This is a genomic window from Martinezella rhizogenes (assembly GCF_000799715.1).
Lineage (GTDB): Bacteria > Pseudomonadota > Alphaproteobacteria > Rhizobiales > Rhizobiaceae > Rhizobium > Rhizobium rhizogenes_C.
The window spans coordinates 1,438,857-1,458,963 of record NZ_JUHG01000011.1 but is presented as its reverse complement, the minus strand read 5'-3'; the positions used below and the strand labels follow the sequence as shown (position 1 = coordinate 1,458,963).

19 protein-coding genes are annotated in these 20,107 nt (G+C 61.2%); 4 read left to right on the top strand and 15 right to left on the bottom strand.

The window, feature by feature from the left end; translation table 11 throughout:
- The first annotated feature begins 28 nt into the window (after positions 1-28).
- Positions 29-1,483 carry a glutamate synthase subunit beta gene (locus EX00_RS10990; protein ID WP_047457022.1) on the top strand — a complete coding sequence of 485 codons (1,455 nt, stop codon included), beginning with the start codon at positions 29-31 and terminating at the stop codon, positions 1,481-1,483.
- A 66-nt stretch (positions 1,484-1,549) separates the two neighbouring features.
- Here the strand turns inward: EX00_RS10990 and EX00_RS10985 are convergent, their stop codons facing one another.
- Positions 1,550-2,749: an SGNH/GDSL hydrolase family protein gene (locus tag EX00_RS10985; RefSeq protein WP_047457021.1), complete on the bottom strand. Its 1,200-nt coding sequence runs from the start codon at positions 2,747-2,749 to the stop codon at positions 1,550-1,552.
- A gap of 88 nt (positions 2,750-2,837) precedes the next feature.
- Positions 2,838-4,061, bottom strand: coding sequence for a lytic murein transglycosylase (locus EX00_RS10980; protein WP_047457019.1), 1,224 nt, complete (start codon positions 4,059-4,061; stop codon positions 2,838-2,840).
- Between the two features lie 203 nt (positions 4,062-4,264).
- On the opposite strand from EX00_RS10980, the gene galU reads away from it, so the two are divergent.
- On the top strand, positions 4,265-5,152 hold the full coding sequence (galU, locus tag EX00_RS10975) for a UTP--glucose-1-phosphate uridylyltransferase GalU (RefSeq protein ID WP_047457017.1): 888 nt from the start codon (positions 4,265-4,267) through the stop codon (positions 5,150-5,152).
- Positions 5,153-5,460: 308 nt separating this feature from the next.
- Here the strand turns inward: galU and EX00_RS10970 are convergent, their stop codons facing one another.
- Complete coding sequence (locus EX00_RS10970) at positions 5,461-6,963, bottom strand: outer membrane beta-barrel protein (protein WP_047457016.1); 1,503 nt, start codon at positions 6,961-6,963, stop codon at positions 5,461-5,463.
- 179 nt (positions 6,964-7,142) lie between these two features.
- On the opposite strand from EX00_RS10970, the gene EX00_RS10965 reads away from it, so the two are divergent.
- Positions 7,143-8,138, top strand: a complete 996-nt coding sequence (locus tag EX00_RS10965; RefSeq protein WP_047457014.1) for a KpsF/GutQ family sugar-phosphate isomerase — start codon at positions 7,143-7,145, stop codon at positions 8,136-8,138.
- On the opposite strand, the gene EX00_RS10960 is transcribed toward EX00_RS10965, so the two are convergent.
- Both EX00_RS10960 and EX00_RS10955 read right to left on the bottom strand, forming a co-directional pair.
- Positions 8,139-8,597 carry an NfeD family protein gene (locus tag EX00_RS10960; protein ID WP_047457012.1) on the bottom strand — a complete coding sequence of 153 codons (459 nt, stop codon included), beginning with the start codon at positions 8,595-8,597 and terminating at the stop codon, positions 8,139-8,141.
- A gap of 3 nt (positions 8,598-8,600) precedes the next feature.
- Positions 8,601-9,617, bottom strand: a complete 1,017-nt coding sequence (locus EX00_RS10955; protein ID WP_047457706.1) for an SPFH domain-containing protein — start codon at positions 9,615-9,617, stop codon at positions 8,601-8,603.
- Positions 9,618-9,921: 304 nt separating this feature from the next.
- On the opposite strand from EX00_RS10955, the gene EX00_RS10950 reads away from it, so the two are divergent.
- Positions 9,922-10,830: a S1C family serine protease gene (locus EX00_RS10950; RefSeq protein WP_047457011.1), complete on the top strand. Its 909-nt coding sequence runs from the start codon at positions 9,922-9,924 to the stop codon at positions 10,828-10,830.
- A gap of 21 nt (positions 10,831-10,851) precedes the next feature.
- Here the strand turns inward: EX00_RS10950 and hemH are convergent, their stop codons facing one another.
- The 10 genes from hemH to EX00_RS10900 form a co-directional block, all read right to left on the bottom strand.
- Positions 10,852-11,877 (bottom strand): ferrochelatase, encoded by a 1,026-nt coding sequence (gene hemH, locus EX00_RS10945; protein ID WP_047457009.1) that lies wholly within the window; start codon positions 11,875-11,877, stop codon positions 10,852-10,854.
- 97 nt (positions 11,878-11,974) lie between these two features.
- Positions 11,975-14,020, bottom strand: coding sequence for a 5'-nucleotidase C-terminal domain-containing protein (locus EX00_RS10940; RefSeq protein ID WP_047457008.1), 2,046 nt, complete (start codon positions 14,018-14,020; stop codon positions 11,975-11,977).
- Positions 14,021-14,168: 148 nt separating this feature from the next.
- Positions 14,169-14,489, bottom strand: a complete 321-nt coding sequence (locus tag EX00_RS10935) for a hypothetical protein (protein ID WP_047457005.1) — start codon at positions 14,487-14,489, stop codon at positions 14,169-14,171.
- A 28-nt stretch (positions 14,490-14,517) separates the two neighbouring features.
- Positions 14,518-14,904 (bottom strand): outer membrane lipoprotein Omp10, encoded by a 387-nt coding sequence (omp10, locus tag EX00_RS10930; RefSeq protein ID WP_047457003.1) that lies wholly within the window; start codon positions 14,902-14,904, stop codon positions 14,518-14,520.
- Between the two features lie 182 nt (positions 14,905-15,086).
- Complete coding sequence (locus tag EX00_RS10925; protein ID WP_047457001.1) at positions 15,087-16,538, bottom strand: homospermidine synthase; 1,452 nt, start codon at positions 16,536-16,538, stop codon at positions 15,087-15,089.
- Positions 16,539-16,730: 192 nt separating this feature from the next.
- The gene (locus EX00_RS10920; protein ID WP_047457000.1) at positions 16,731-17,624 is read right to left on the bottom strand and encodes a heme-dependent oxidative N-demethylase family protein; all 894 of its coding nucleotides are present in this window, start codon (positions 17,622-17,624) and stop codon (positions 16,731-16,733) included.
- A 9-nt stretch (positions 17,625-17,633) separates the two neighbouring features.
- On the bottom strand, positions 17,634-18,002 hold the full coding sequence (locus EX00_RS10915) for a nuclear transport factor 2 family protein (RefSeq protein ID WP_047456998.1): 369 nt from the start codon (positions 18,000-18,002) through the stop codon (positions 17,634-17,636).
- Positions 18,003-18,021: 19 nt separating this feature from the next.
- Entirely contained in the window at positions 18,022-18,306 is a 285-nt protein-coding gene (locus EX00_RS10910) for a YciI family protein (RefSeq protein WP_047456997.1), read from the bottom strand.
- A gap of 4 nt (positions 18,307-18,310) precedes the next feature.
- On the bottom strand, positions 18,311-18,952 hold the full coding sequence (locus EX00_RS10905) for an aminotransferase class IV family protein (RefSeq protein WP_047456995.1): 642 nt from the start codon (positions 18,950-18,952) through the stop codon (positions 18,311-18,313).
- Positions 18,937-20,097, bottom strand: coding sequence for an aminodeoxychorismate synthase component I (locus tag EX00_RS10900; protein WP_047456993.1), 1,161 nt, complete (start codon positions 20,095-20,097; stop codon positions 18,937-18,939). Before EX00_RS10900 ends, EX00_RS10905 begins: the two co-directional genes overlap by 16 nt.
- Between the last annotated feature and the right edge of the window lie 10 nt (positions 20,098-20,107).

Genomic DNA, 20,107 nt, shown 5'->3' with positions numbered 1-20,107 from the left:
CTTCTCTTTAGAGTGAGGAAACGAAAGCATGGGCAAGGTAACAGGCTTCTTGGAAATCGACCGGCAGGTTGGCAAATATCAGCCGGCGTCGGACCGTATCCGGCATTTCCGCGAATTCACGATCCCCATGTCGGACCCGGAAGTGCAGAAACAGGCAGCGCGCTGCATGGACTGTGGCATCCCCTATTGCCACGGCCCGACCGGCTGCCCGGTGCACAACCAGATCCCGGACTGGAACGACCTCGTCTACAACAACAACTGGGAAGAGGCGATCCGCAACCTGCATTCGACCAACAACTTCCCGGAGTTCACCGGCCGCGTCTGCCCCGCGCCCTGCGAGGAAGCCTGCACGCTGAACCTTGAGGATGCGCCGGTCGCGATTAAGACGGTCGAGCAGGCGATTGCCGACAAGGCCTATGAGCTTGGCTTCATTCGCCCGCAGCCGGCAACGGTCCATACCGGCAAGAAGGTTGCCGTCATCGGCTCCGGCCCCGCCGGCATGGCGGCTGCCCAGCAGCTTGGCCGCGCCGGCCATGAGGTTCATCTCTACGAGCGCGAGTCGAAGGCCGGTGGGTTGCTGCGTTACGGCATTCCGGACTTCAAGATGGAGAAGAACTTCATCGATCGCCGCGTCGAGCAGATGAAGGGCGAGGGCGTGACCTTCCATTGCGGCGTCAATGTCGGCGTCGACGTCAAGATGGAGGAGCTTCTGGCCGACCACGATGCCGTTCTTTATTGCGGCGGCTCGGAAACCCCGCGCGAGGCCGGCATTCCCGGCGTCGAGCTTGCCGGCGTCCATGATGCCATGCCCTATCTCGTGCAGCAGAACCGCCGCGTCGGCCGCGAAAACATCGACAGCATCGGTTGGCCTTCCGACCCGATCCTCGCCGGCGGCAAGCATATTGTCGTCGTCGGTGGTGGCGATACCGCGTCCGACTGCGTCGGCACGGCCTTCCGCCAGGGTGCCGTCAAGGTGACCCAGCTCGACATCCGCCCGCAGCCGCCGGAAAAGGAAGACAAGCTCGCCGTCTGGCCGTTCTGGGCCACGAAGATGCGCACTTCCTCCTCGCAGGCTGAAGGCGCCGTGCGCGAATTCCAGGTCGCGACGCTGGAATTCGTCGGTGAGGACGGCGTGCTGACCGGCGTGAAGTGCTGCGAAGTGGATGAGCGCCGTAAGCCGATCGCCGGCACGGAATTCATCATTCGCGCCGATCTCGCCTTTATCGCCATCGGCTTCCGCGGCCCGTTCACCGACAGCGTGCTGAAGGATCTCGATGGCAAGCTGACGCTCAACACCGACAAGCGCGGCTCGACCAACGTCGTTGCCGACGACAAGGAATACAAGACCTCAGTCGATAAGCTCTGGACCGCCGGCGACGTCCGCCGCGGCCAGTCCCTGGTCGTCTGGGCTATCCGCGAGGGACGCCAGGCCGCTCGCGCGATTGACGAGACCCTGATGGGGGCCACGGTGTTGCCGCGGTAAGCGCTCGAGTTGTTGCCTGATTGAAGGGGCTCCGCAGTTGCGGGGCCTCTTTTTTACGCCCGGAGCCTATGGCGTGGCCGCCGCCCCCGGCACCCGATAATCATCGATGCGGCCTGTCGGGGCTGGAGTCATCTGGCCTTTTTCAACCAGGAGGTCGCGGGGTGAGGGCGCCGCTGGAGCCGGGGCGGGAGCGCCGCCGAGGAGTTGTGATCCACCGTCCAGATTTGGATCGGAGATGCTCATCGGCTGGGTGCGGGTGATCTTTTCCATCTCCGTTGCCGGCAGGTTTGCCTGTTCGGGCGCCAGCGGATTACCGGTGTCGAGGCGCGTGATATCGGGGCTTGCCTGATCGCCGAGCAGCCGGCGTACCGGCTTTTCGACATAGAAGGCGACTTTGCGCTTGCCTGCTGCCGTGAGGTTGACACCATCGGCGGTTCTGAGCCGCACCTGTTGGCCGTTGATATCCGAGCCGGTGACGATGAATTCGCCGTTCTGGTCGGTAAACCCGTCCCAGATGTCGATGAACTCGCCGCCAACGCTTGCGACCTGGCTCTGATAAAGCTGATTGAGCTTCACCGCGCCCTCCGTCAGCTGGTCCGAGCCGAAGGCCGGCAGGCCGACCCAGATGAGGGGAATATGGCGGTTCGTCACCAGCTTGGCAAACTGCTGCACGCGCTCTTCATAGGCGAGGAACCAGGGGTCGGTACCATATTTTTCGTTGAGGCCGTCGCCGATAATCTGCTGGCGGTCGTTGGCGCCGATCATGACGACGACGATCGCCGGTTTCAGCTGATCTACCATGGTCGGCAGCTGCTGCGGCCAGTTGTAATAGTCCTGGCGCACGAGACCGGAGGCGACGGTGCCTCGGGTCTGGACGACAACGCCGGGCGATGTCGAAAAGGCGTCTGCCAATCCGTCGCCGAGGCCACTTGCCAGGAAATCACCGACGACGAGGATAGTCTTGGCATCGGGCAGCTTTTCCGCGGGTGGCGGCGTTTCCGGTTGAACCACGACTTGGCGCGGTTTCGGCGGTGGTGCGACCCGTTTGCGTGGTTGCGTCGAGCGCCTCGGCGCCGGCTGATCGTAGGACCGGTCGGGAATATCCGGCTCGGATCGGCCGAACAATATGTCGAGCAGCGTCTTGCGCGGCCGCTCCTGCGCCTCGGCGGCCGTCAACAGGCAGGCAAGGGTAAGGCAGACGGCAAGAAGCGCCGCGAGGGTCGATTTCGCGGCAGCCATGATTGTGCGGGCAGGTCGGTTTTTCATCGGGCTCTTTTCCGCTCAATGCCCCATGGTCGCATGAGGACGGTATCGCCGTCCAGCCGATCCAAGGTTCACGGTTGATGGCGGCGACCTATTTGCGCAGCCTGTTCAACAGGCTCATCGAGGGTTCGCCATCGGCGTCCATGCCGATACGCTGCTGAACCGCGGCGATGGCGGCCTTCGAGCCGGAGCCGAAATTGCCATCGACGACGCCGTCATAATAGCCGAGTTCCTTCAGCCGCGTCTGCAGCTCGAACTTCTGTTTGACATCCAGCGTGCCGCTCGGGCGCGGCCAGGATTGCTGCATGCCGCCATAGCCGGCGAGCTGGTCGGCGAGCAGGCCGACGGCAATCGCGTAGCTGTCGGAGGCGTTGTAGCGCTTGATGGTGAAGAAGTTGCCGGTCATCAGGAAGCCGGGACCGTTCGGTCCACCCGGCATTTTCAGCTGGGCGCGTTCGGAGTTCAGGCGGAAGCCCTTGCCGTTGGGGCGCGCGAAGCCGAGGGCCGCCCATTGGGCGAGCGTGTGGGTCTTGCCGGCCTGCGCGCTGCCACCCGCAGGCACGGTGACTTCGTAGCCCCAGGTATGGCCGGTGTTCCAGCCGTTCTTGGCCAGAAGGTTTGCCGTCGTCGCCAGCGCGTCGGGAACCGAATTCCAGATATCGGCGTGGCCGCTGCCATCGGCATCGACGGCATAGAGCAGGTAGCTGGTCGGGATGAATTGCGTATGGCCCATGGCGCCAGCCCAGGAACCGGTCAGTTCCTTGCGCGATATGTCGCCGTTCTGCAGAATCTTCAGCGCCGCGATCAATTGCTTCTTGGCATAGTTGGCGCGCTTCGGGTCGGCATAGGCAAGCGTCGCCAGCGCGCGCGGCACATAATGCAGCTTCTCGTCGTTGGCCAGCACCGCGCCGTAATTCGATTCCATCGACCAGATGGCGAGCATGATATTGCGGTCCACCCCGAAATGCTGTTCAAGTGAACGTAGTGTGGAACCGTATTTGGTCGCCATCTTGCGGCCAACATCGACGGTATAGGGGTTGACGCGCGAATCTAGGTAATCCCAGATCTGGGATTTGAATTCCGGCTGGTATTGCGCTTTTTCGAGGACTGTGGGGTCAGGGTCCGTCACGCCGGCAAATGCATTGCGATAGGTCGACTGCGTAATGCCACTCTTGGCAGCGGTGCCGTAGAAGCCCGCAATCCATTTTTGGAACCCTGGGTCCGCATTTGCGTTAATGGGGGCCAATCCCGCAAAGGTGCCAAGCGCGAGCGCCAGAGCGAGACCAAGAAGGGAGTGTTTGCGGTTTGAAGTCATTTACAGCCGTGTCCATCAATACTTGGATTTCGGAGCGGCGATGCGCGCGGCATTCGCCCAAGCATGACATTACAGGAACGAAGTCAACAAATTCTTTACCATGGAAGCCGGGGGCAGTCATCATTGCAAAACAGTCGTAAACTTATACTACTGACCCTCGAATAGCGTTGGCGCAGAACGATTTAATTCCCCAGGAGGTATGAGTGGGACAGCATAAAAAGGTGCGTAAGGCAGTATTTCCGGTCGCCGGGCTCGGGACGCGTTTCTTGCCGGCAACCAAGTCGGTGCCGAAGGAGATGCTGACCGTTGTCGACAAGCCGGTGATCCAATATGTCGTCGATGAGGCGATGGAGGCGGGCATCGAGCATTTCGTGTTCGTGACTGGCCGCAGCAAGCATGTCATCGAGGATTATTTCGACATTCAGTTCGAGCTTGAGCAGACGTTGCGTCAGCGCAACAAGAATGCCGAGCTGACGCTTTTGAGTGGCCTCTTGCCGAAGGCTGGCACGGCGAGCTTCACGCGCCAGCAAGAGCCGCTCGGCCTCGGCCACGCCGTCTGGTGCGCCCGCGAGATCGTCGGCGACGAGCCGTTCGCGCTGCTTCTGCCCGACATGGTCATGCGTGCCGAGAAGGGCTGCATGAAGGGCATGATCGAGCTTTATGAAACCAGCGGCGGCAACGTCATCGCCGTCGAAGAGTGCGCTCCGGATCAGACCCACAAATATGGTATCGTCGGCGTCGGCGACACCATCGGCAATGGCTTCCGCATCACCGAGATGGTGGAAAAGCCTGCCAAGGGCACGGCTCCGTCGAATTTCTTCATCAACGGCCGCTACATCCTGCAGCCGGAGGTTTTCGAGATCCTGGAAAGCCAGGAACGCGGCGCGGGCAACGAGATCCAGTTGACCGACGGCATGCTGAAGCTTGCGCAGAAGCAGGATTTCGCCGGCTACCACTTCCAGGGCCAGACGTTTGACTGTGGCGCCAAGGATGGCTTCATCCTGGCCAACGTCGCTTTCGCGCTCGCCCGCGCCGATATTCGTCCGACTGTCGAAGATGGTTTAAAGGCGCTGGTCGCGGCGCTGAAGTAGCGAGCTTTATCTCGCCCTTGGCGGGCGAGAAAGCAATTTCTTAGGATTAGGCGAGGGCTTGTCCCTCGTCTAATTTTTAGAAATTGCAAGAGAGGGGGTAGGTAGGGACGCACAGAACCCCAAACTGATCTGAGCAAGAAGCGGACCCCGGCTCTTGCAATTTCAATGGCTTAGAAATTGCGCTAGGCTTCTGAATATATGGCGCCTCCTGCATCGCAATTCCTAAACCAGTGAAATTGCTTTCTCGCCCGCCAAGGGCGAGATGAGCTCTGCGTTCGCCGCGCGCATCAAGTCTATCCCGATAGTAACTATCTCTTCACCGTCAATCCCACGCCCGCCTGGACCTGGCGTGTATCGTCGCCCGTCTTTCGTGATGTCAGCTGGTAGCCGACATTGCTGGTGAGGTCGAGGTAGCGGTTGATGCCCCAGGTGAAGCCGAGGGCTGCGTCATATTCCGTTTCGTCGGCGAAAGAGCTGTCGGACGGATAATTGCGCCAGATCGTGCCGCCGGTCAGCTTGGCGGTGAGGTCGTCGCGCAGCTGGTGGCTCAAGGTGCTGGTGAGCTGATAGGCGGTGTAGCCGCTTTCGCCCGCCGTGGTGGAGGGCTGCACCGTGGTCGCAAGACCGATACTGACATCGGTGCCGCGCTGCGGCGACCAGGCGAGCTTGCCGTCGACAGTCGGCGAATCGATCCCGGCGAGCCGCGAATCATCGAATTCCGTGTGCTGATAGCCGAAGCCGAGCTCACCCTTCAACTTCTCACCGAGGTCGAGCTCGACGCCTGCCTTGCCGCCGAAGCTCTGGTTCGAGCGGGCGTAGCCGTTGCTGTCATGCGATTGGTCGTAGACGGCGAGGCCGAGATCGGCCTCAAGGAAGGGAATGAGGGCAGGCGACAGCTCGTAGCCGATGCGGCCGCGCCAGGTACCGGCCGTCTGGTTACGGTCGCTGAGCGTGACCGGCGTTCCATCCGAGAGCACTGCGTCGGAATAGATGGTGCGGGTCAAGGCAACGGCGGTCGAGCCGCGCAGCACGCCGAAATCACGCTCCAGCGAGAGACCGGTGTTGAACTGGTTGACGGCCGATTGCTTCGAGGCGTTGGCAATGGCGTTCGGGTCGCTGGTATCCTCGCGGAAGAATTGATAGCCGGCGGTGATGTGGGCGACGGTATCGGCGGGAAGGTCGAGGCGCAGGTCGGCGTTGAGATTGACGGTCGGCTGCTCCGCGCCGCTGCCGCTGAGGTTCTTTTGCCAGACGCCCTCGCCGGTGATGGTCAGCGCATGCCGGTCCCAATCCGAGGTCAGTGTGCTGCGCAGATCGGTCTGCAGGAAGCTGCGATCGTCATTGGTCGAGCCGGTGCGGTTGCGCTCGACATTGACGGACTGGTTGATGGAGGGACGCAGGGTAAAGGTGCCGAGCGGTATGCCCTGCGCGTCCGCGCGGTCCGGATATTGCCGCGCTCTCAGATCATTGACACCGGTCTCGCGCAGATTGACGCGGCGCAGATCGTCATCAAGTGTCGAGCCCGTTGTCGTCGGGTCTATACTGCCGAGCCGGAGGCGGGCATTGAGCGGTGTGTCCGTATCCGTCGAGCTCTGATTTGCGGCTTTGGACGTCTTGGATTTAGCGGATGTCGTGGTCGTGACCGGAAGATCGAGGCTATCGGTGTCGGTCGAGCCTGCCTGGCTGGTGTCGGCCGATTGCGCGTGGACCGGCATCGGCATGGCAAATACGCCCCAGCCGAGCAGAGCGGATGCAGCGCATGCCGTCAGCCGGAGGGAGCGTCCACCCGCCTTGTTTTTGCCGATGTCCATTTGATCCTATGTCTGATCTTACTGGAAATACCTTAAAGTCTTACCCAATTCTAAAGCCTCATGGTTAACGCTTCCTTGCCAGGAATCGATAAGGAGCAGGGATAACGGGTGGTTTGGTCTCTGCCTCGCAAAAACGATCGCAGGTGGACAGAAATAAAGAAAAGCGGTAGGCCTCCGTCATGAATAAGAGAGCAGTGAAATTCATCGAGAACGGTGCGATCGAATCGGCGATGCGGACGATCGAGATCGAAAGGCAGGGGCTGGAAGCGCTGGAACGCGCATTGTCCGACGGTTTGGCCGGGCCTTTCAGCCGCGCGGTGGAGGTGATCGGCGGCATCGACGGCCGCGTCATCATTACCGGCGTCGGCAAGAGCGGCCATATCGGCAACAAGCTTGCCGCCTCGTTCGCCTCCACGGGAACGCCGGCTTTCTTCGTGCATCCGGTCGAAGCCAATCACGGCGATCTCGGCATGATCACCCAGGACGATGTCATCATCGCCATATCATGGGGCGGTGAAAGCGCCGAACTGCGCGGTATCATCAGCTATTCCCGCCGTTTCTCGATCCCGATGATCGCGATCACCGCGGGAGAGACATCGACGTTGGCGCGCGAATCCGATGTGGTTCTGTTGCTGCCCAAGGAGCAGGAAGCCTGCCCGCACGGATTGGCGCCGACGACATCGACGCTGTTGCAGCTCGCGATCGGCGACGCGCTTGTCGTGGCGCTGCTGGAAGCGCGGGGCTTTACCGCTGAGGATTTCCGCACCTTCCATCCGGGCGGCAAGCTCGGCGCCAGCCTCTCGCATGTCGTCGATATCATGCACAAGGGCGATCGCGTTCCGCTGGTTAATCTCGGCACGGGCATGCAAGAGGCGGCGATGACGCTCTCGAATATGCGCTTCGGCTGCGTCGGCGTGATCGACGGCGACGGCTGCCTTTGCGGCATCATCACCGATGGCGATATTGCCCGTAATCTCGGCAGCAGCCTTGCGGAAATGCGGGTGGACGAGGTGATGACCCGCAATCCGAAGACGGTGAAGGAAACGACGCTGGCGACTGGGGCGATGGCATTGCTGAACCGCTACAATATCTCGGCGCTGATGGTTGTCGACGAAACCAAGCGGCCGATCGGCATCGTCCATTTCCACGATCTGCTGCGGATCGGCGTCGCCTGATCAGGCGGCCTCGACGGTCAGGTCGCGCCCATTGCTGGCGACGACCTTGACGCGGGTGCCGGCCGGCAGATCAGGCCCGGCCACGATCCAATAGGTATCCTCCAGACGGATGCGGCCGCGGCCCTCGATGATCGGCTCGGCAAGCGTTGCCGTGCGGCCCACGAGGCTGGCGCTGCGCTGGTTGAGAAACGGCTCGTCCGTCACCTGGCTGTTACTATAGACATAGTGGCGGCCGAGCAGCGTGACGATGACGGCGGATGCCGCGAAGATCAGCCATTGCACCTGCCAGACCCAGAAGGCGCTGTCCCAGAAGAGCAGCGAGAGTGCGCCGACGATAATGCCGGCAAGGCCGACCCAGATCAGGAAGAAGCCAGGCAATACGAGTTCGGCGGCGAGCAGCACCAGTCCCAGCACCCACCAGCTCCACGGGCCGAGCTGAACGACGAGATTGTCGAACATGGATCAGCTCTCCCGTGGTGTCAGCGGATTGATAGAGGGTGTGGTGCGCGCCGGGCCGGGGCGCGGACGAGGGGGCTGCGGCGAAGCGCTACCGTCGCTGTTTTCGCCGAAAACTTCTCGGGCGATTGCGCCGATACCGGCAAGCGAGCCGAGGATGGAGGTGGCTTCCATCGGCATCAGCACGATCTTGGAATTGCCGGCGGTGCCGATCGCGGTCAGTGCCTCGGTGTATTTCTGCGCGACGAAGTAGTTGATCGCCTGCACATTGCCCTCGGCGATCGCTTCCGAGACCACGCGGGTCGCCTTGGCTTCGGCTTCCGCCAGACGTTCGCGGGCTTCGGCGTTGCGGAAGGCCGCTTCGCGCTGGCCTTCGGCCTGGAGCACGGCCGACTGTTTTGCCCCTTCGGCACGCAAGATTTGCGCGGCACGCAGGCCTTCCGCTTCGAGAACCTGGGCGCGCTTTTCACGCTCCGCCTTCATCTGCCGACCCATGGCGTCGACTAGATCCTTCGGTGGCTGGATGTCCTTGATCTCGATGCGGGTCACCTTGATGCCCCAGGGCTGGACGGCGTCGTCGACGACGCGCAGAAGCCGGTCGTTGATGGCATCGCGGTTGGACAGCAGTTCGTCGAGATCCATCGAGCCCATCACTGAGCGGATATTGGTCTTGGTGAGATTGAGAATAGCGCTTTCGAGATTGGTGATCTGATAGGCTGCCTGGGCTGCGTTCAAGACCTGGAAAAAGGCGACGGCGTCGGCGGAAATGCTGGCATTGTCCTTGGTGATGACCTCCTGGGTCGGAACCGCCAGAACCTGCTCCATCACATTCATGCGTGCGCCGACTGTCTCGACGAAGGGTACGATCAGATTGAGCCCTGGCTCCAGCGTGCGGGTGTAGCGGCCGAAGCGCTGGACCGTGTAACGATATCCCTGCGGCACCGTCTTGATCCCTGCAAACAGCACCAGGATGATCAAAACAACCAGGGCAATCACAAAGATGCTGAATCCACCGATGACCATAAAATCCTCCATTGACGCTCCCCGCCATGCGGGTTTGCGTCATTCCCAAGCATTGCTGCATTTCTGACGCCCACGGTCGAGTGGGTCACGAAGCAGCTCAATCAGATGTGGTGGGTTACCATGTTCTCGGCAAGGGCGGAATGGGCTGTGTCATCCAACCATTCGCGCCTGGCGGTGTGGATATTCAATCTCGCCAAGGTCTTGCCTCCGGCACTGCATCTTCATACTTTAAGGGAAGGAAAGATCCGGCTCCGCTGCCCTGCAGTCTTGCGAGCCAAAGCATTGCGCATCAGCAGGTGAAGCTATGAATATCGATAGGACCTTGCGGTCGGTCGTGGCCGTGCATTCCAAAATTCCGGAAGATGCCTTTACAGCGGGAGCGCTCGGCACGCGCCGGGAAGGCAGCGGCGTGGTCATCAGGAGCGACGGGCTGGTGCTGACCATCGGCTATCTGATCACAGAGGCCGAGGAGGTCTGGCTGACGACCAATGACGGTCGCGTGGTTCCCGCCCATGCGCTGGCCTATGATCAGGAAACCGGCTTTGGCCTGGTGCAGGCGCTCGGACGGCTCGACATGCCCGCGCTGGATTTCGGCAATGTCGCCAGGGCCGATATTGGCGATCCCGTCATGATGGCCGACGGTATCGGCCAGTTCGTGCAGGCGAACATTGTCGCCAAGCAGGAGTTCGCCGGCTACTGGGAATATCTGCTCGATGAAGCGATCTTCACCGCGCCCGCCCATCCCTCCTGGGGAGGTGCTGCCCTCATCGACGCCGATGGCAAGCTTCTGGGCATCGGCTCGCTGCACCTGCAGATGGCGGCAAAAGACGGCGGAAGCGCCGATATCAACATGGTCGTGCCGATCGACCTGTTGCCGCCCATCCTGGATGACCTGCTTAATCGGGGTCAGGTCAACAAGCCGCCGAGACCCTGGCTTGGAGCATTCTCCGCTGAAAGCGATGGCGAGGTCGTTGTCATGAGCGTGGCCGAGGGCGGCCCCGCCGCGAAGGCGGGCTTGCGTCGCGGCGACGTCATCTCCGAAATTCGGGATGGCGAAGTGGATGGCCTTGCCGATTTCTACCGCAAGGTATGGGAGAGCGGCTCCGCCGGAGCGGAAATTCCGATGAGGATCCTGCGCGATGGCCGCGAGGCATGGCTAAGGGTCAAGTCGGCCGACCGAAGCAGTTTCCTGAGAAAACCGCATCTGCAATGAGGCGACGCTCGGCCTTTCAGATCAGGCCCAGCCCGACAGCTCCCGCCGCAGCACCGTCTCCAGCACCCGCATGCCGTCCTCGCCGTCGTTGAGGCAAGGGATATGCGTGAATTTCTCGCCGCCATTATGGTGGAAGGATTCGGCCGCCTGTTCGGCGATTTCCTCGAGTGTTTCCAGACAGTCGGAGACGAAGCCCGGATTGAGGACGGCGATGCGCTTGGTGCCCTCCCTGGCAAGGCTTTCCACCGTCTTGTCCGTATAGGGCTGCAGCCATTCCTCCGGGCCGAAACGGGACTGGAATGTGACGATGAACTGATCCTCGGCAAGACCGAGCTTTTCGCGCAGCAGACGGCCGGTTTCGATGCATTGACCGTAATAGGGGTCGCCCTTTTCCGAATAGGCAAGCGGGATGCCGTGGAAGGAAGCGAGGATCTTTTCCGGCAACCAGTCGAGCGTAGCGAGATGCCGGGTGACGGATTTGGCGAGTGCGTCGATATAGGCGGGATCGCTGTGATAATCCGGCACCGTGCGCAGGGCCGGCTGCCAGCGCATCTTCACCAGCTTCTCGAAAGCCTTGTCATTGACCGTGGCGGTGGTGGCCGCCGCATATTGCGGATAGAGCGGGAACAGCAGGATGCGGTCGCAGCCTTGATCCTTCAGCGTCTGGATGCGGTCGCCGATCGAAGGTGTGCCGTATCGCATAGCCCAATCGACGACGACAGCGGGCAGGTCCGCCAACCGCTCGGCCATCAGCTCCGCCTGGTTGCGGGTATAGGTGCGCAGGAAGCTTTCGTTTCTTTCCTTGTTCCAGATCGTCTCATAAGCCTTGCCCACCTTTTGCGGACGGGTGTTGAGGACGATGCCGAAGAGGATCGGATACCATTTCCAGGGCGACCATTCGATGACGCGCTTGTCTGTCAAGAATTCGCGCAGATAGCGCCGCATCGATGTGTAGTCGGTGCCGTCGGGCGTGCCGAGATTGACGAGAAGGACGCCGATCCTGCCGGATTTTTGCTGTAATTGGCCGGTCGCGGCTTCTGCTGTCATCAATCATGTCCTCTCAACGAAACGAAGCCCCTCACATAGGAACAAAAGCCGGCCCGGAAAAGCCCGGACCGGCTAAGTCCTGCGAGACAAATCGTCCTTACTTGGCCGGAATCTTCAATTCCTCACCGACGAGAAGGCGGTGCGGCTTGAGATTGCGGTTGGCCGCCAGGAGCTTGTGCCAGTCGTTGGCGTTGCCGTAGTAGGCCTTGGCAATATCCCAAAGCGTGTCGCCGGCGACGATGACATGGGTGGTCGGTGTCTTCGGTTGTTCGCTTTTCTGGGTTGCCGGAGCTTCCGTCGCCGTTGCTGGAGCCGTTGCGACGGGCGGGGTTGTCGTCGCCGCAGGAGCGGTTGCCGCCGGTGCACTGGTGGTGGGTACGGTGGTTGCGGGCGCCGAAGCGGCGGGTGCTGACGTGGCCGGCGCCGTGGTGGTAGCAGGTGCTGTGCCGGTATTCGCAGCCGCCGGAGCAGTCTTCTGATCCGGTGCGGCCGCGGGCTCCTGTGTTTGCGCAGGTTTTGCTGCCTCCGGCTGTGCGGCGGCGGCCTGGGTTATGCGGCCGTCGGTGTAAGGCTTGTATGGATTGTGAGCGGCGAGATAGTCGGCCACCACGCCCGCCAGATCAGGGCCGAAGTCATAGGCGTTCTTGCCGTTCTGCGCGAAGACGACATAACCATCGCCGCCAGCGCGCATATAGTTGTTGCTGACGACGCCATAGGTCTTCTCGGGATCGAGCGGCACGAATTCCGTACCCTCCCGCACCGTGACGGAGACCAGGCGGCCGCCCGGCGGCTTGGATTTGTCGTAGGTATATTTGAGACCGGAAACCTGCGGGAAACGGCCGGCACCCTCGTCGATCTGGCTGAGGCCGTTCTCCAGCGCCGTCTTTACCTCGGCACCCGTCAACTGGAAGGTGGCGACGGTGTTCTGGAACGGCAGCACAGTCAGCACGCCGCCCATGCTGACGTCGCCAGCGCCGATCGAGGCGCGCAACCCGCCACCGTTCTGGATGGCGATGCTGATGCCCTGTCCCTTTGTCCGGTCGAGAATGGCGTCGGCGACGAGGTTGCCCATGGAGCATTCCTGCACGCGGCAAATTTCGCGTGCGCCCTCGATCGGGCCTTCGGACATGCCGATCACCTTGTGGCGCAGTTCCTCGATCGGCTTTGCCATTTCCTGGACGCGGGCGGCGATCACGGGGTCGGGCTTGACCGAAGCGTCGAGCAGGATCGGATTGCCCTTGGCATCCTTGACGGCGCCGTTGTCGTCGAAGGTGATGACGACGTCGCCAAGATATCTGCTGTAGGAGGCGGCCTGGACGACCGGCACTTTGTAGCCGGCGGGGTTGTCGACCATGGTCGGATAGGGGCCGGCGGCTTTCGGATCGGTGTTCGACAGCAGCGTATGCGAATGGCCGCCAACGACGACACTGACGCCGGCGATCTTGGCGATCTTCTCGATATCGCGCGGATAGCCGACATGGGTGAGCGCGATGATCTTGTTGACGCCCTGCGACTTCAACGCATCCACCTCGGCGCTGATCGCGGCGGCATCGTCGGTGATCTTGACATGCGGGCCAGGCGAGGAGAGTTCCGGCGTCTCACTGGTGACAGCGCCGACGATGCCGATCTTCTGACCACCGATATCGAGCACGATGGATTTCTTGATGCGATCGCCGATTTTCGACTGGCCATCGACGACCATATTGGCGGTGACGACGGGGAATTGCGCCTTGTCGAGGAAGGCGGCCAGCGGGTCTTCGCCATCGTCGAATTCGTGGTTGCCGACGGTCATGGCGTCGATCTTCATATCGTTGAGGAACTCGACCTCGGCGGCACCCTTATAGGTCGTATAGAATAGCGAGCCCTGGAAATTGTCGCCGGCGTCAAGTACCAGCACATTCTGGCCGGCCAGGGCTGCGCGGCGCTGGTCGATCATCGTCTTCATCCGCGCGGCGCCGCCGAAGCATTCATTCTTGGCTTCTTCCGCCGCCGAGCAGGTCGTGTCGAACTTGTTGATCGACTCCACGCGCGAATGGAAGTCGTTGAAGTGCAGGATGTTGAGCTGGTAATCCGCGAAAGCGGCGCTTGTGCTGAGCGCCAAGGCGGCCGCAGCCAAAAGACCCACTCCGAAGGGCTTCGTCATCGTTCTCTCCTGTTATTTTTCACAATCCGATCCGCCCGTGCCCCACGGCGGTCCCCACGCGGATGTTTCCACCACGACGGGACGAGCGCAAGCGAAAGCTGTTGGGTTCACTAGGATTTCGCAAATCCACAGGCGGGAGGTCATTGCCTCAGGCGCAGGCCTCGATCGAGGCGTCGCCGTAGGCTTCCCGCGCGGCGTCGATGAGATTCCAGGCGATGACGAGGGAGACGAGCAGGCAGCAAAGCGCCGCGACGCGGTGAAGACGCCGGCTCCTGTCGCGATAAAGCAGGATGGTGCCGCCGCCATAGATGAGCAAGGCGGGCAGGGCGAAAATGATAACACTCATCGGCCCGTCGCAATCGAGCGCGGCGATGCCCTGGGCCTTATAGCTATTGGCTGGAAGAACTGCCGCCAGAATGCCGAGCGGCAATGCGATGACGAGAAGGATATAAAGCGCTACCCTGCGCATGGCGTCCTATCCGTCCGCGATGCCGGTCTCAGCCCTGGCGATTGAGCGAGAAGTGGCCGCCGCCTTCCGCGGTGCAGTTAAGCTGGCTGGGGTTGGCCAGGAAGCAATTGACCTTGGAGCTCGTACGCTTGACGTTCGAATACAGATTGATCTGGATCACCCCGGACGGGTCCGTCGTGTAGGTTCCGGAAGCCATTTGCGTATTCGTGCCGTCTGTGGTGTGCGTCTCGAACCTGCCGCCCGAAAATGACGAGTTCAGCCCGTTCGCATCGCTCCAGTTGCCGTCCACCGTCGTTGCGCGCGGCTGCGCGCCTCCGCCCATGGTTACCGGTGGGGGTCTCGATCCGCCGAAATCGACGCAGGCGGAAAGCGCTGCCGCGGCGGTGATTAGGGCAAGGCTGGACTTGATCTTCATAAATCTCTCCCGCGATAAAAGGCGGATTGGCGTCGTGGCGATTGCAAGAAACATGGCGCGACCATCTGTTGAAAGCAAGGCTTCACCGCCTCATCACCTTGATTTATCTCGCGAGCGTAACAAAAATGCCCGCACGACCTGTGCGAGCATTTTAATTTCCGATTATTCTAATGTTCTGTCGATCAGCGAACCAGGATGTTCCTGAACTGCCAGGGATCCTTGGTGTCGATGTCTTCCGGGAACAGGCCCGGACGGCCGTCGAGCGGCGTCCAGTCGGTGTAGTGGCCTTCAACCGGGCCGAGATAGGGCAGCTGTACTTCGAGGCAGCGCTTGTAATCGATCTCGTCGGCTTCGACGATGCCGGCGGTCGGATTTTCGAGCGCCCAGACCATGCCGGCGAGAACGGCGGAGGTTACCTGCAGGCCGGTCGCGTTCTGGTAGGGAGCAATGCGGCGGGTCTCTTCGAGAGACAGGCGCGAACCGTACCAATAGGCGTTCTTGTCGTGGCCATAAAGCAGCACGCCGAGTTCGTCGACGCCGTCTTCCAGTTCGTGCTCGTCGAGGACGTGGTGAACCGGCTGCGGCGTGCCGCCATTGCCGAACATTTCGTGCAGCGACAACACGGCGTCGTTGGCCGGATGGTAGGCATAGTGGCAGGTCGGGCGGAAGGTAACGTCGCCGTCCTTGTCGCGAACCGTGAAGAAGTCGGCGATCGAGATCGATTCGTTGTGCGTGACCAGGAAGCCGTATTGCGGACCGGGCGTCGGGCACCAGGTGCGAACGCGGGTGTTGGCGCCCGGCTGTTCCAGGTAGATGGCGGCCTTGGAGCCCTTCTTGTGCTTCTTGGCGTTCTTCGGCATCCATTCTTCATGGGTGCCCCAGCCGAGTTCGGCCGGCTGCAGGCCTTCGGAGATGAAGCCTTCGACGGACCATGTGTTCCAGAAGACGTTCAGTGGCTTCGGATGCTTGGTGCGCTGCGTGTCGCGTTCGGCGATGTGGATGCCCTTGACGCCGACCTTCTTCATCAGCTTGGCCCAGCCTTCGCGGTCATGCTGATCCGGCTCTTCGAACTTCACGCCGATGTCGTTGGCAAGGTTGACGAGCGCCTGCTTGACGAACCAGGAGACCATGCCCGGGTTTGCGCCGCAGGTGGAAACGGCCGTGGTGCCGCCCGGGTTCTTCGCCTTTTCCTTGCGCATGGTTTCGCGCAGCGCGTAGTTGGTGCGGTCGGCATTCTTCAGGCTCTTGTCGAAATAGAAGCCGAGCCAAGGTTCGACGACGGTGTCGATGTAGAGCACGTCAAGCTTGCGGCACAGCTTGACCAGGTCGAGCGAGCCGGTATCAACAGAGAGGTTGACGCAGAAGCCCTGGCCGCCACCTTTCGTCAGAAGCGGCTTCAGTAGCTCCTTGTAGTTGTCCTTGGTGACATATTCCTTGATGTGACGAACGCCGTGCTTTGCCAGGATTTCCATATCGGCTGGTTCTTCGCGGGGGTCGATGACGACTATCCGGCTCTTGTCGAATTTGAAATGGCGCTCGATCAGGGGCAGGGTGCCGCGGCCGATGGAGCCAAAGCCGATCATCACGATCGGGCCGGTAATTTCGGCATATACCGGATAGTTGTGTTTCGTCATTCTTGTCTCCTTCGAAAGGCAGGACGCCGTTCGGCCTATGAAATTCAATCAATGTTTGCGTAAAAACGCGAGATGGACGGCTCTAATCACAAATTGATGTCACAATAAAGAGCTCTCCGGGCTACGTCGGGGAAAGTCAATAGAATGGCACCATACACGCGGTTTGCGACGGGTTTGTTGCTTGTCGCATTGCTATATGCCGGCCAGCGCCCGCAATTGCTTCGCCAACTCGGCTTTCTGATGGATCAGTCCCTTATACGCCGTCTGGTGTTCGTCCAATGCATCCAGTTGTGTGGCGAAGTTCGATGCCAGTTCCGAGGCTCTGGGATGGTTGGCGATCGCGGCGATCGGATCGACATAGACGCGGATGGTGAAGAGGATATCGCCCGAGATCGGCAGCTTGCGCAGTGTCTGCCGTTCTACGCGGGCGAAGCGGGTTTCGAGCGTGGGGGCCGTGGTGACTGGCGGGCGCCTGTGTTTCGAAGCCGAGAGAAACAGCTCGCTTGTTGCGTTCACCGACCAGTTCAGCCGCTCGACGGGTTGCGACACCTGCAGATTGTCGAAGATGCGGGTGATCAGGGTGGCGTTGCGGGTGCCCTCGCCGAAACCGGGCACATCGGCGTGGATCGCTTGCATCGGCCGGCCGAATTTCTCCTGAAGCGACCAGGAGGAAGGGAAGGCGACATGGCCGGCGACAAAGTGCCAGCCGTCTGCCTTGCGGCGCATGATGACGAGATCGTCGGCGATCAGCGAACCGGCCTTCAGCAACGGCGGAACCGAGGCGTCGGCGAGATCCACAGAATGGCCGGCGGCTGAAACGATATCGCCATCGCGATGACAGATGGCTGGATGCTGTTCACAGAGATAGGCAGCCAGCAGGTCGAGCACCTCTTGCTGGGTATCCTGCGTATTGTCTTCGGCAACAAAGATCTCGCTCAGATAATCATGGGAAAGACGTTGCTTCTCATCGAGATAACGTCCGAGATCGGCGTCGGGTTCGATCCAATGGGCGAGGTCCAACGGCACGAGGCCGATGGTGAAGGGTTTGGCGGAACCGTCATAGGGTGTGTAGGTCAGTTGTGTCATGGATAGAGCTTATCGCGTCGGCGTTCCCTGATGGAAGAGCATCCGCCAACATCCGTCTGCCTCCAGCCGCCAGATCGAACTTCTGAGCGATCGGACTGTCGGCTTGTCGGGAGATGCGCGGGTGGACCGATAGGTGGCGAGGGCGATATTATCGGAGAGCAGACGGGCATCGAAGTCCTCAAGTGTCCGCAGGGCAATATCTTCCGGATCGGTCGGAAGACTTGTCAGGATGTCCTCCAGATCGAAGAGCCGGCCGGAGCTGCCGATCTCGCGGAACTCCGGGCAGAGCAGTTCCGCCAATGCCTGCCGCGAGCCGCGCACAGCCGGGTTGAAGAGCCGTTCTTCCAGCTCTTTCAAATGCGCATGCAAGTCATCCATCGGGGCTCTCCGCCTTTTGTCAGCTCTTTAACACTTCCAGCCCTTCAGTCACCGTCGTCAGCGCTATCTCGGTGATCTCATAGGCGGCGACGCCATGAATGGTGAATGGGTCGGCGGCGACATAGGCTTCCAGTTCGGCGCGGTCGCCGCGAGCGAAGATAATGCCGCCGGTGCGCGGCACCTTGCGGCCGGAGGCGAGAAACCAGCCCTTGGCATAGCCCTCCTTCACCCAGGCCATATGCGGCTCCATGTGCTTGTCGGCTTCGTCATTGCCCTTGAGATAGGTCAGCGAAAGGATGAGCATTGCGTCAATTCCATAGGAGTTGCGCGCGGATCAGACCGCGCAGGGAGTTTCCGAGATAAAGGGTGGTATTTTCCAGATCGTCCAGCCTGATCCGGCCGACGCGGGCCTTGCGCTGGCAGATGAGTTCGGTGCGCAACACGCCTGAGAGCAGGCCGCAAGAGATCGGCGGTGTTCGCAATGGGCCGGAGCCGTCATCGATGAAGACTGAGGTGATCGTGCCCTCGCAGACCTCGCTTTTTTCATTCAGCAACAGAACTTCGTCTGCTTCTGCTGGCGAATATTCGGCGCGGGCGGCTTCATAGATCGATCGGCGGGTGGTCTTCACCCGCAGCAGCGTGTCGGCGGAATCAAGCCGGGTCTCGGCGATGCGGACGCGCCAAACGGTGTCGGCGGCAAGAGGTGTGAACGCGGCGGTGGTGACGTCGGTTTGCCCGGCGCGGTCGAAGGTCAGGCGCACTCGCAATGGAATGGTCGCGCCGGCAACGGCGGCATCCAGCTTCGTCAACGCATCCTTCGGCGCGGGAAAGCGCAGCCGGCGAGCGGAGCGTTGCAGACGGGCGAGGTGCAGGCGCAGGCGCACGAAGCCTGTGTGCGGCTCGTAACGCAGCGTTTCGATCAGCGAAAAATCCTCTAGCGCTTGATCCATCGATCCCCCACGGCGAAGCGTGCCTTCAGGAGGCATTCTTCATATTCCGCTTCCGCCGTCGAATCGAAAACGATGCCGCCGCCGACATTGAAGACGGCGCGGCCGTCGTCGAACAGGGTGATGGTGCGGATCGCCACGGAAAAGCGCATTGCGCCTGACGGCGAGATCATGCCGATCGCCCCGCAATAGGCGTCGCGCGGGCTGTCCTCGAGATCGTGCAGGATTTCCATCGCCCGCATTTTCGGCGCGCCGGTGATCGAGCCGCAGGGAAAGAGGGCGGCGAAGATGTCGCGGATGGTCATGCCGGGACGCAGCTTCGCCTGCACATGGCTGACCATCTGGTGCAGGGTCGGATAGGTCTCGATCTCGAAGAGTTTCGGCACGTCGAGCGTGCCGACCTCGGTGATGCGGGAGATATCGTTGCGCAGGAGGTCGACGATCATGCGGTTTTCGGCCTGCGTCTTCTCGTCGGCAAGCATGGCGCTGATGATCTCAGCGTCCTCGGTGGCATCCGCGCCGCGCTTGGCCGTGCCCTTCATCGGATGCGTTTCGATCCAGCCGTCGTCGTCTGTACGGAAGAAGAGTTCAGGCGATCGTGACAGGATGACCGGTCCGCCGAGATCGACCAGCGCGCCGTACTTCACCGGTTGACGTTCGATCAGCGACCAGAAGGCGGCCCTGGCATCGCCATTCCAGCGCGCCGTGATCGGCATGGTGAGGTTTGCCTGATAGCAGTCGCCCTGGCGGATGTGCCCATGCAGCCGGTCGAATCTCTCTTTATATAAAGAGAAACTCCATGCAGCCGTCGCATCGATCAGGAACTCCTGGTTTTCGAGGCGCTGCAGCGGTTGGGCAAGGGGATGGCCGTTCGCTGCCGGAGCATCGAAAACACCGAAGCAGAGCAACGGCGTTTCGCGGTTTTCCTCGGTGAAGGGCGCGAGCTTTTCCTCGAAGAGATGACCGGCTTCATAGGCCATGTAGCCCGCCAGCCACTTACCGTCTGCCTTCGCCTTCTCCATCCGGTCGAGGGCATCGAAGAATTCCGCGCGCGTCCGGGCGATAATGCTCTCCGCCGGCTCGGCGAAGAGCATCACCTGTCCTGTGCTATCGTCCCGGAAGAGGACGGAGGGTTCGGCATCGGCCATGCGCGGGTCT

What these genes read in the sequence shown, in the direction of transcription:
- EX00_RS10925 (WP_047457001.1), bottom strand. Translation starts at nt 16,538, where the DNA reads ATGACGAAACACAACTATCCGGTATATGCCGAAATTACCGGCCCGATC.
- EX00_RS10990 (WP_047457022.1), top strand. Translation starts at nt 29, where the DNA reads ATGGGCAAGGTAACAGGCTTCTTGGAAATCGACCGGCAGGTTGGCAAA.
- EX00_RS10935 (WP_047457005.1), bottom strand. Translation starts at nt 14,489, where the DNA reads ATGCGCAGGGTAGCGCTTTATATCCTTCTCGTCATCGCATTGCCGCTC.
- omp10 (WP_047457003.1), bottom strand. Translation starts at nt 14,904, where the DNA reads ATGAAGATCAAGTCCAGCCTTGCCCTAATCACCGCCGCGGCAGCGCTT.
- EX00_RS10970 (WP_047457016.1), bottom strand. Translation starts at nt 6,963, where the DNA reads ATGGACATCGGCAAAAACAAGGCGGGTGGACGCTCCCTCCGGCTGACG.
- hemH (WP_047457009.1), bottom strand. Translation starts at nt 11,877, where the DNA reads ATGACAGCAGAAGCCGCGACCGGCCAATTACAGCAAAAATCCGGCAGG.
- EX00_RS10940 (WP_047457008.1), bottom strand. Translation starts at nt 14,020, where the DNA reads ATGACGAAGCCCTTCGGAGTGGGTCTTTTGGCTGCGGCCGCCTTGGCG.
- EX00_RS10960 (WP_047457012.1), bottom strand. Translation starts at nt 8,597, where the DNA reads ATGTTCGACAATCTCGTCGTTCAGCTCGGCCCGTGGAGCTGGTGGGTG.
- EX00_RS10920 (WP_047457000.1), bottom strand. Translation starts at nt 17,624, where the DNA reads ATGACACAACTGACCTACACACCCTATGACGGTTCCGCCAAACCCTTC.
- EX00_RS10955 (WP_047457706.1), bottom strand. Translation starts at nt 9,617, where the DNA reads ATGGTCATCGGTGGATTCAGCATCTTTGTGATTGCCCTGGTTGTTTTG.
- EX00_RS10905 (WP_047456995.1), bottom strand. Translation starts at nt 18,952, where the DNA reads ATGGATCAAGCGCTAGAGGATTTTTCGCTGATCGAAACGCTGCGTTAC.
- EX00_RS10915 (WP_047456998.1), bottom strand. Translation starts at nt 18,002, where the DNA reads ATGGATGACTTGCATGCGCATTTGAAAGAGCTGGAAGAACGGCTCTTC.
- EX00_RS10900 (WP_047456993.1), bottom strand. Translation starts at nt 20,097, where the DNA reads ATGGCCGATGCCGAACCCTCCGTCCTCTTCCGGGACGATAGCACAGGA.
- EX00_RS10980 (WP_047457019.1), bottom strand. Translation starts at nt 4,061, where the DNA reads ATGACTTCAAACCGCAAACACTCCCTTCTTGGTCTCGCTCTGGCGCTC.
- EX00_RS10910 (WP_047456997.1), bottom strand. Translation starts at nt 18,306, where the DNA reads ATGCTCATCCTTTCGCTGACCTATCTCAAGGGCAATGACGAAGCCGAC.
- EX00_RS10985 (WP_047457021.1), bottom strand. Translation starts at nt 2,749, where the DNA reads ATGAAAAACCGACCTGCCCGCACAATCATGGCTGCCGCGAAATCGACC.
- EX00_RS10965 (WP_047457014.1), top strand. Translation starts at nt 7,143, where the DNA reads ATGAATAAGAGAGCAGTGAAATTCATCGAGAACGGTGCGATCGAATCG.
- EX00_RS10950 (WP_047457011.1), top strand. Translation starts at nt 9,922, where the DNA reads ATGAATATCGATAGGACCTTGCGGTCGGTCGTGGCCGTGCATTCCAAA.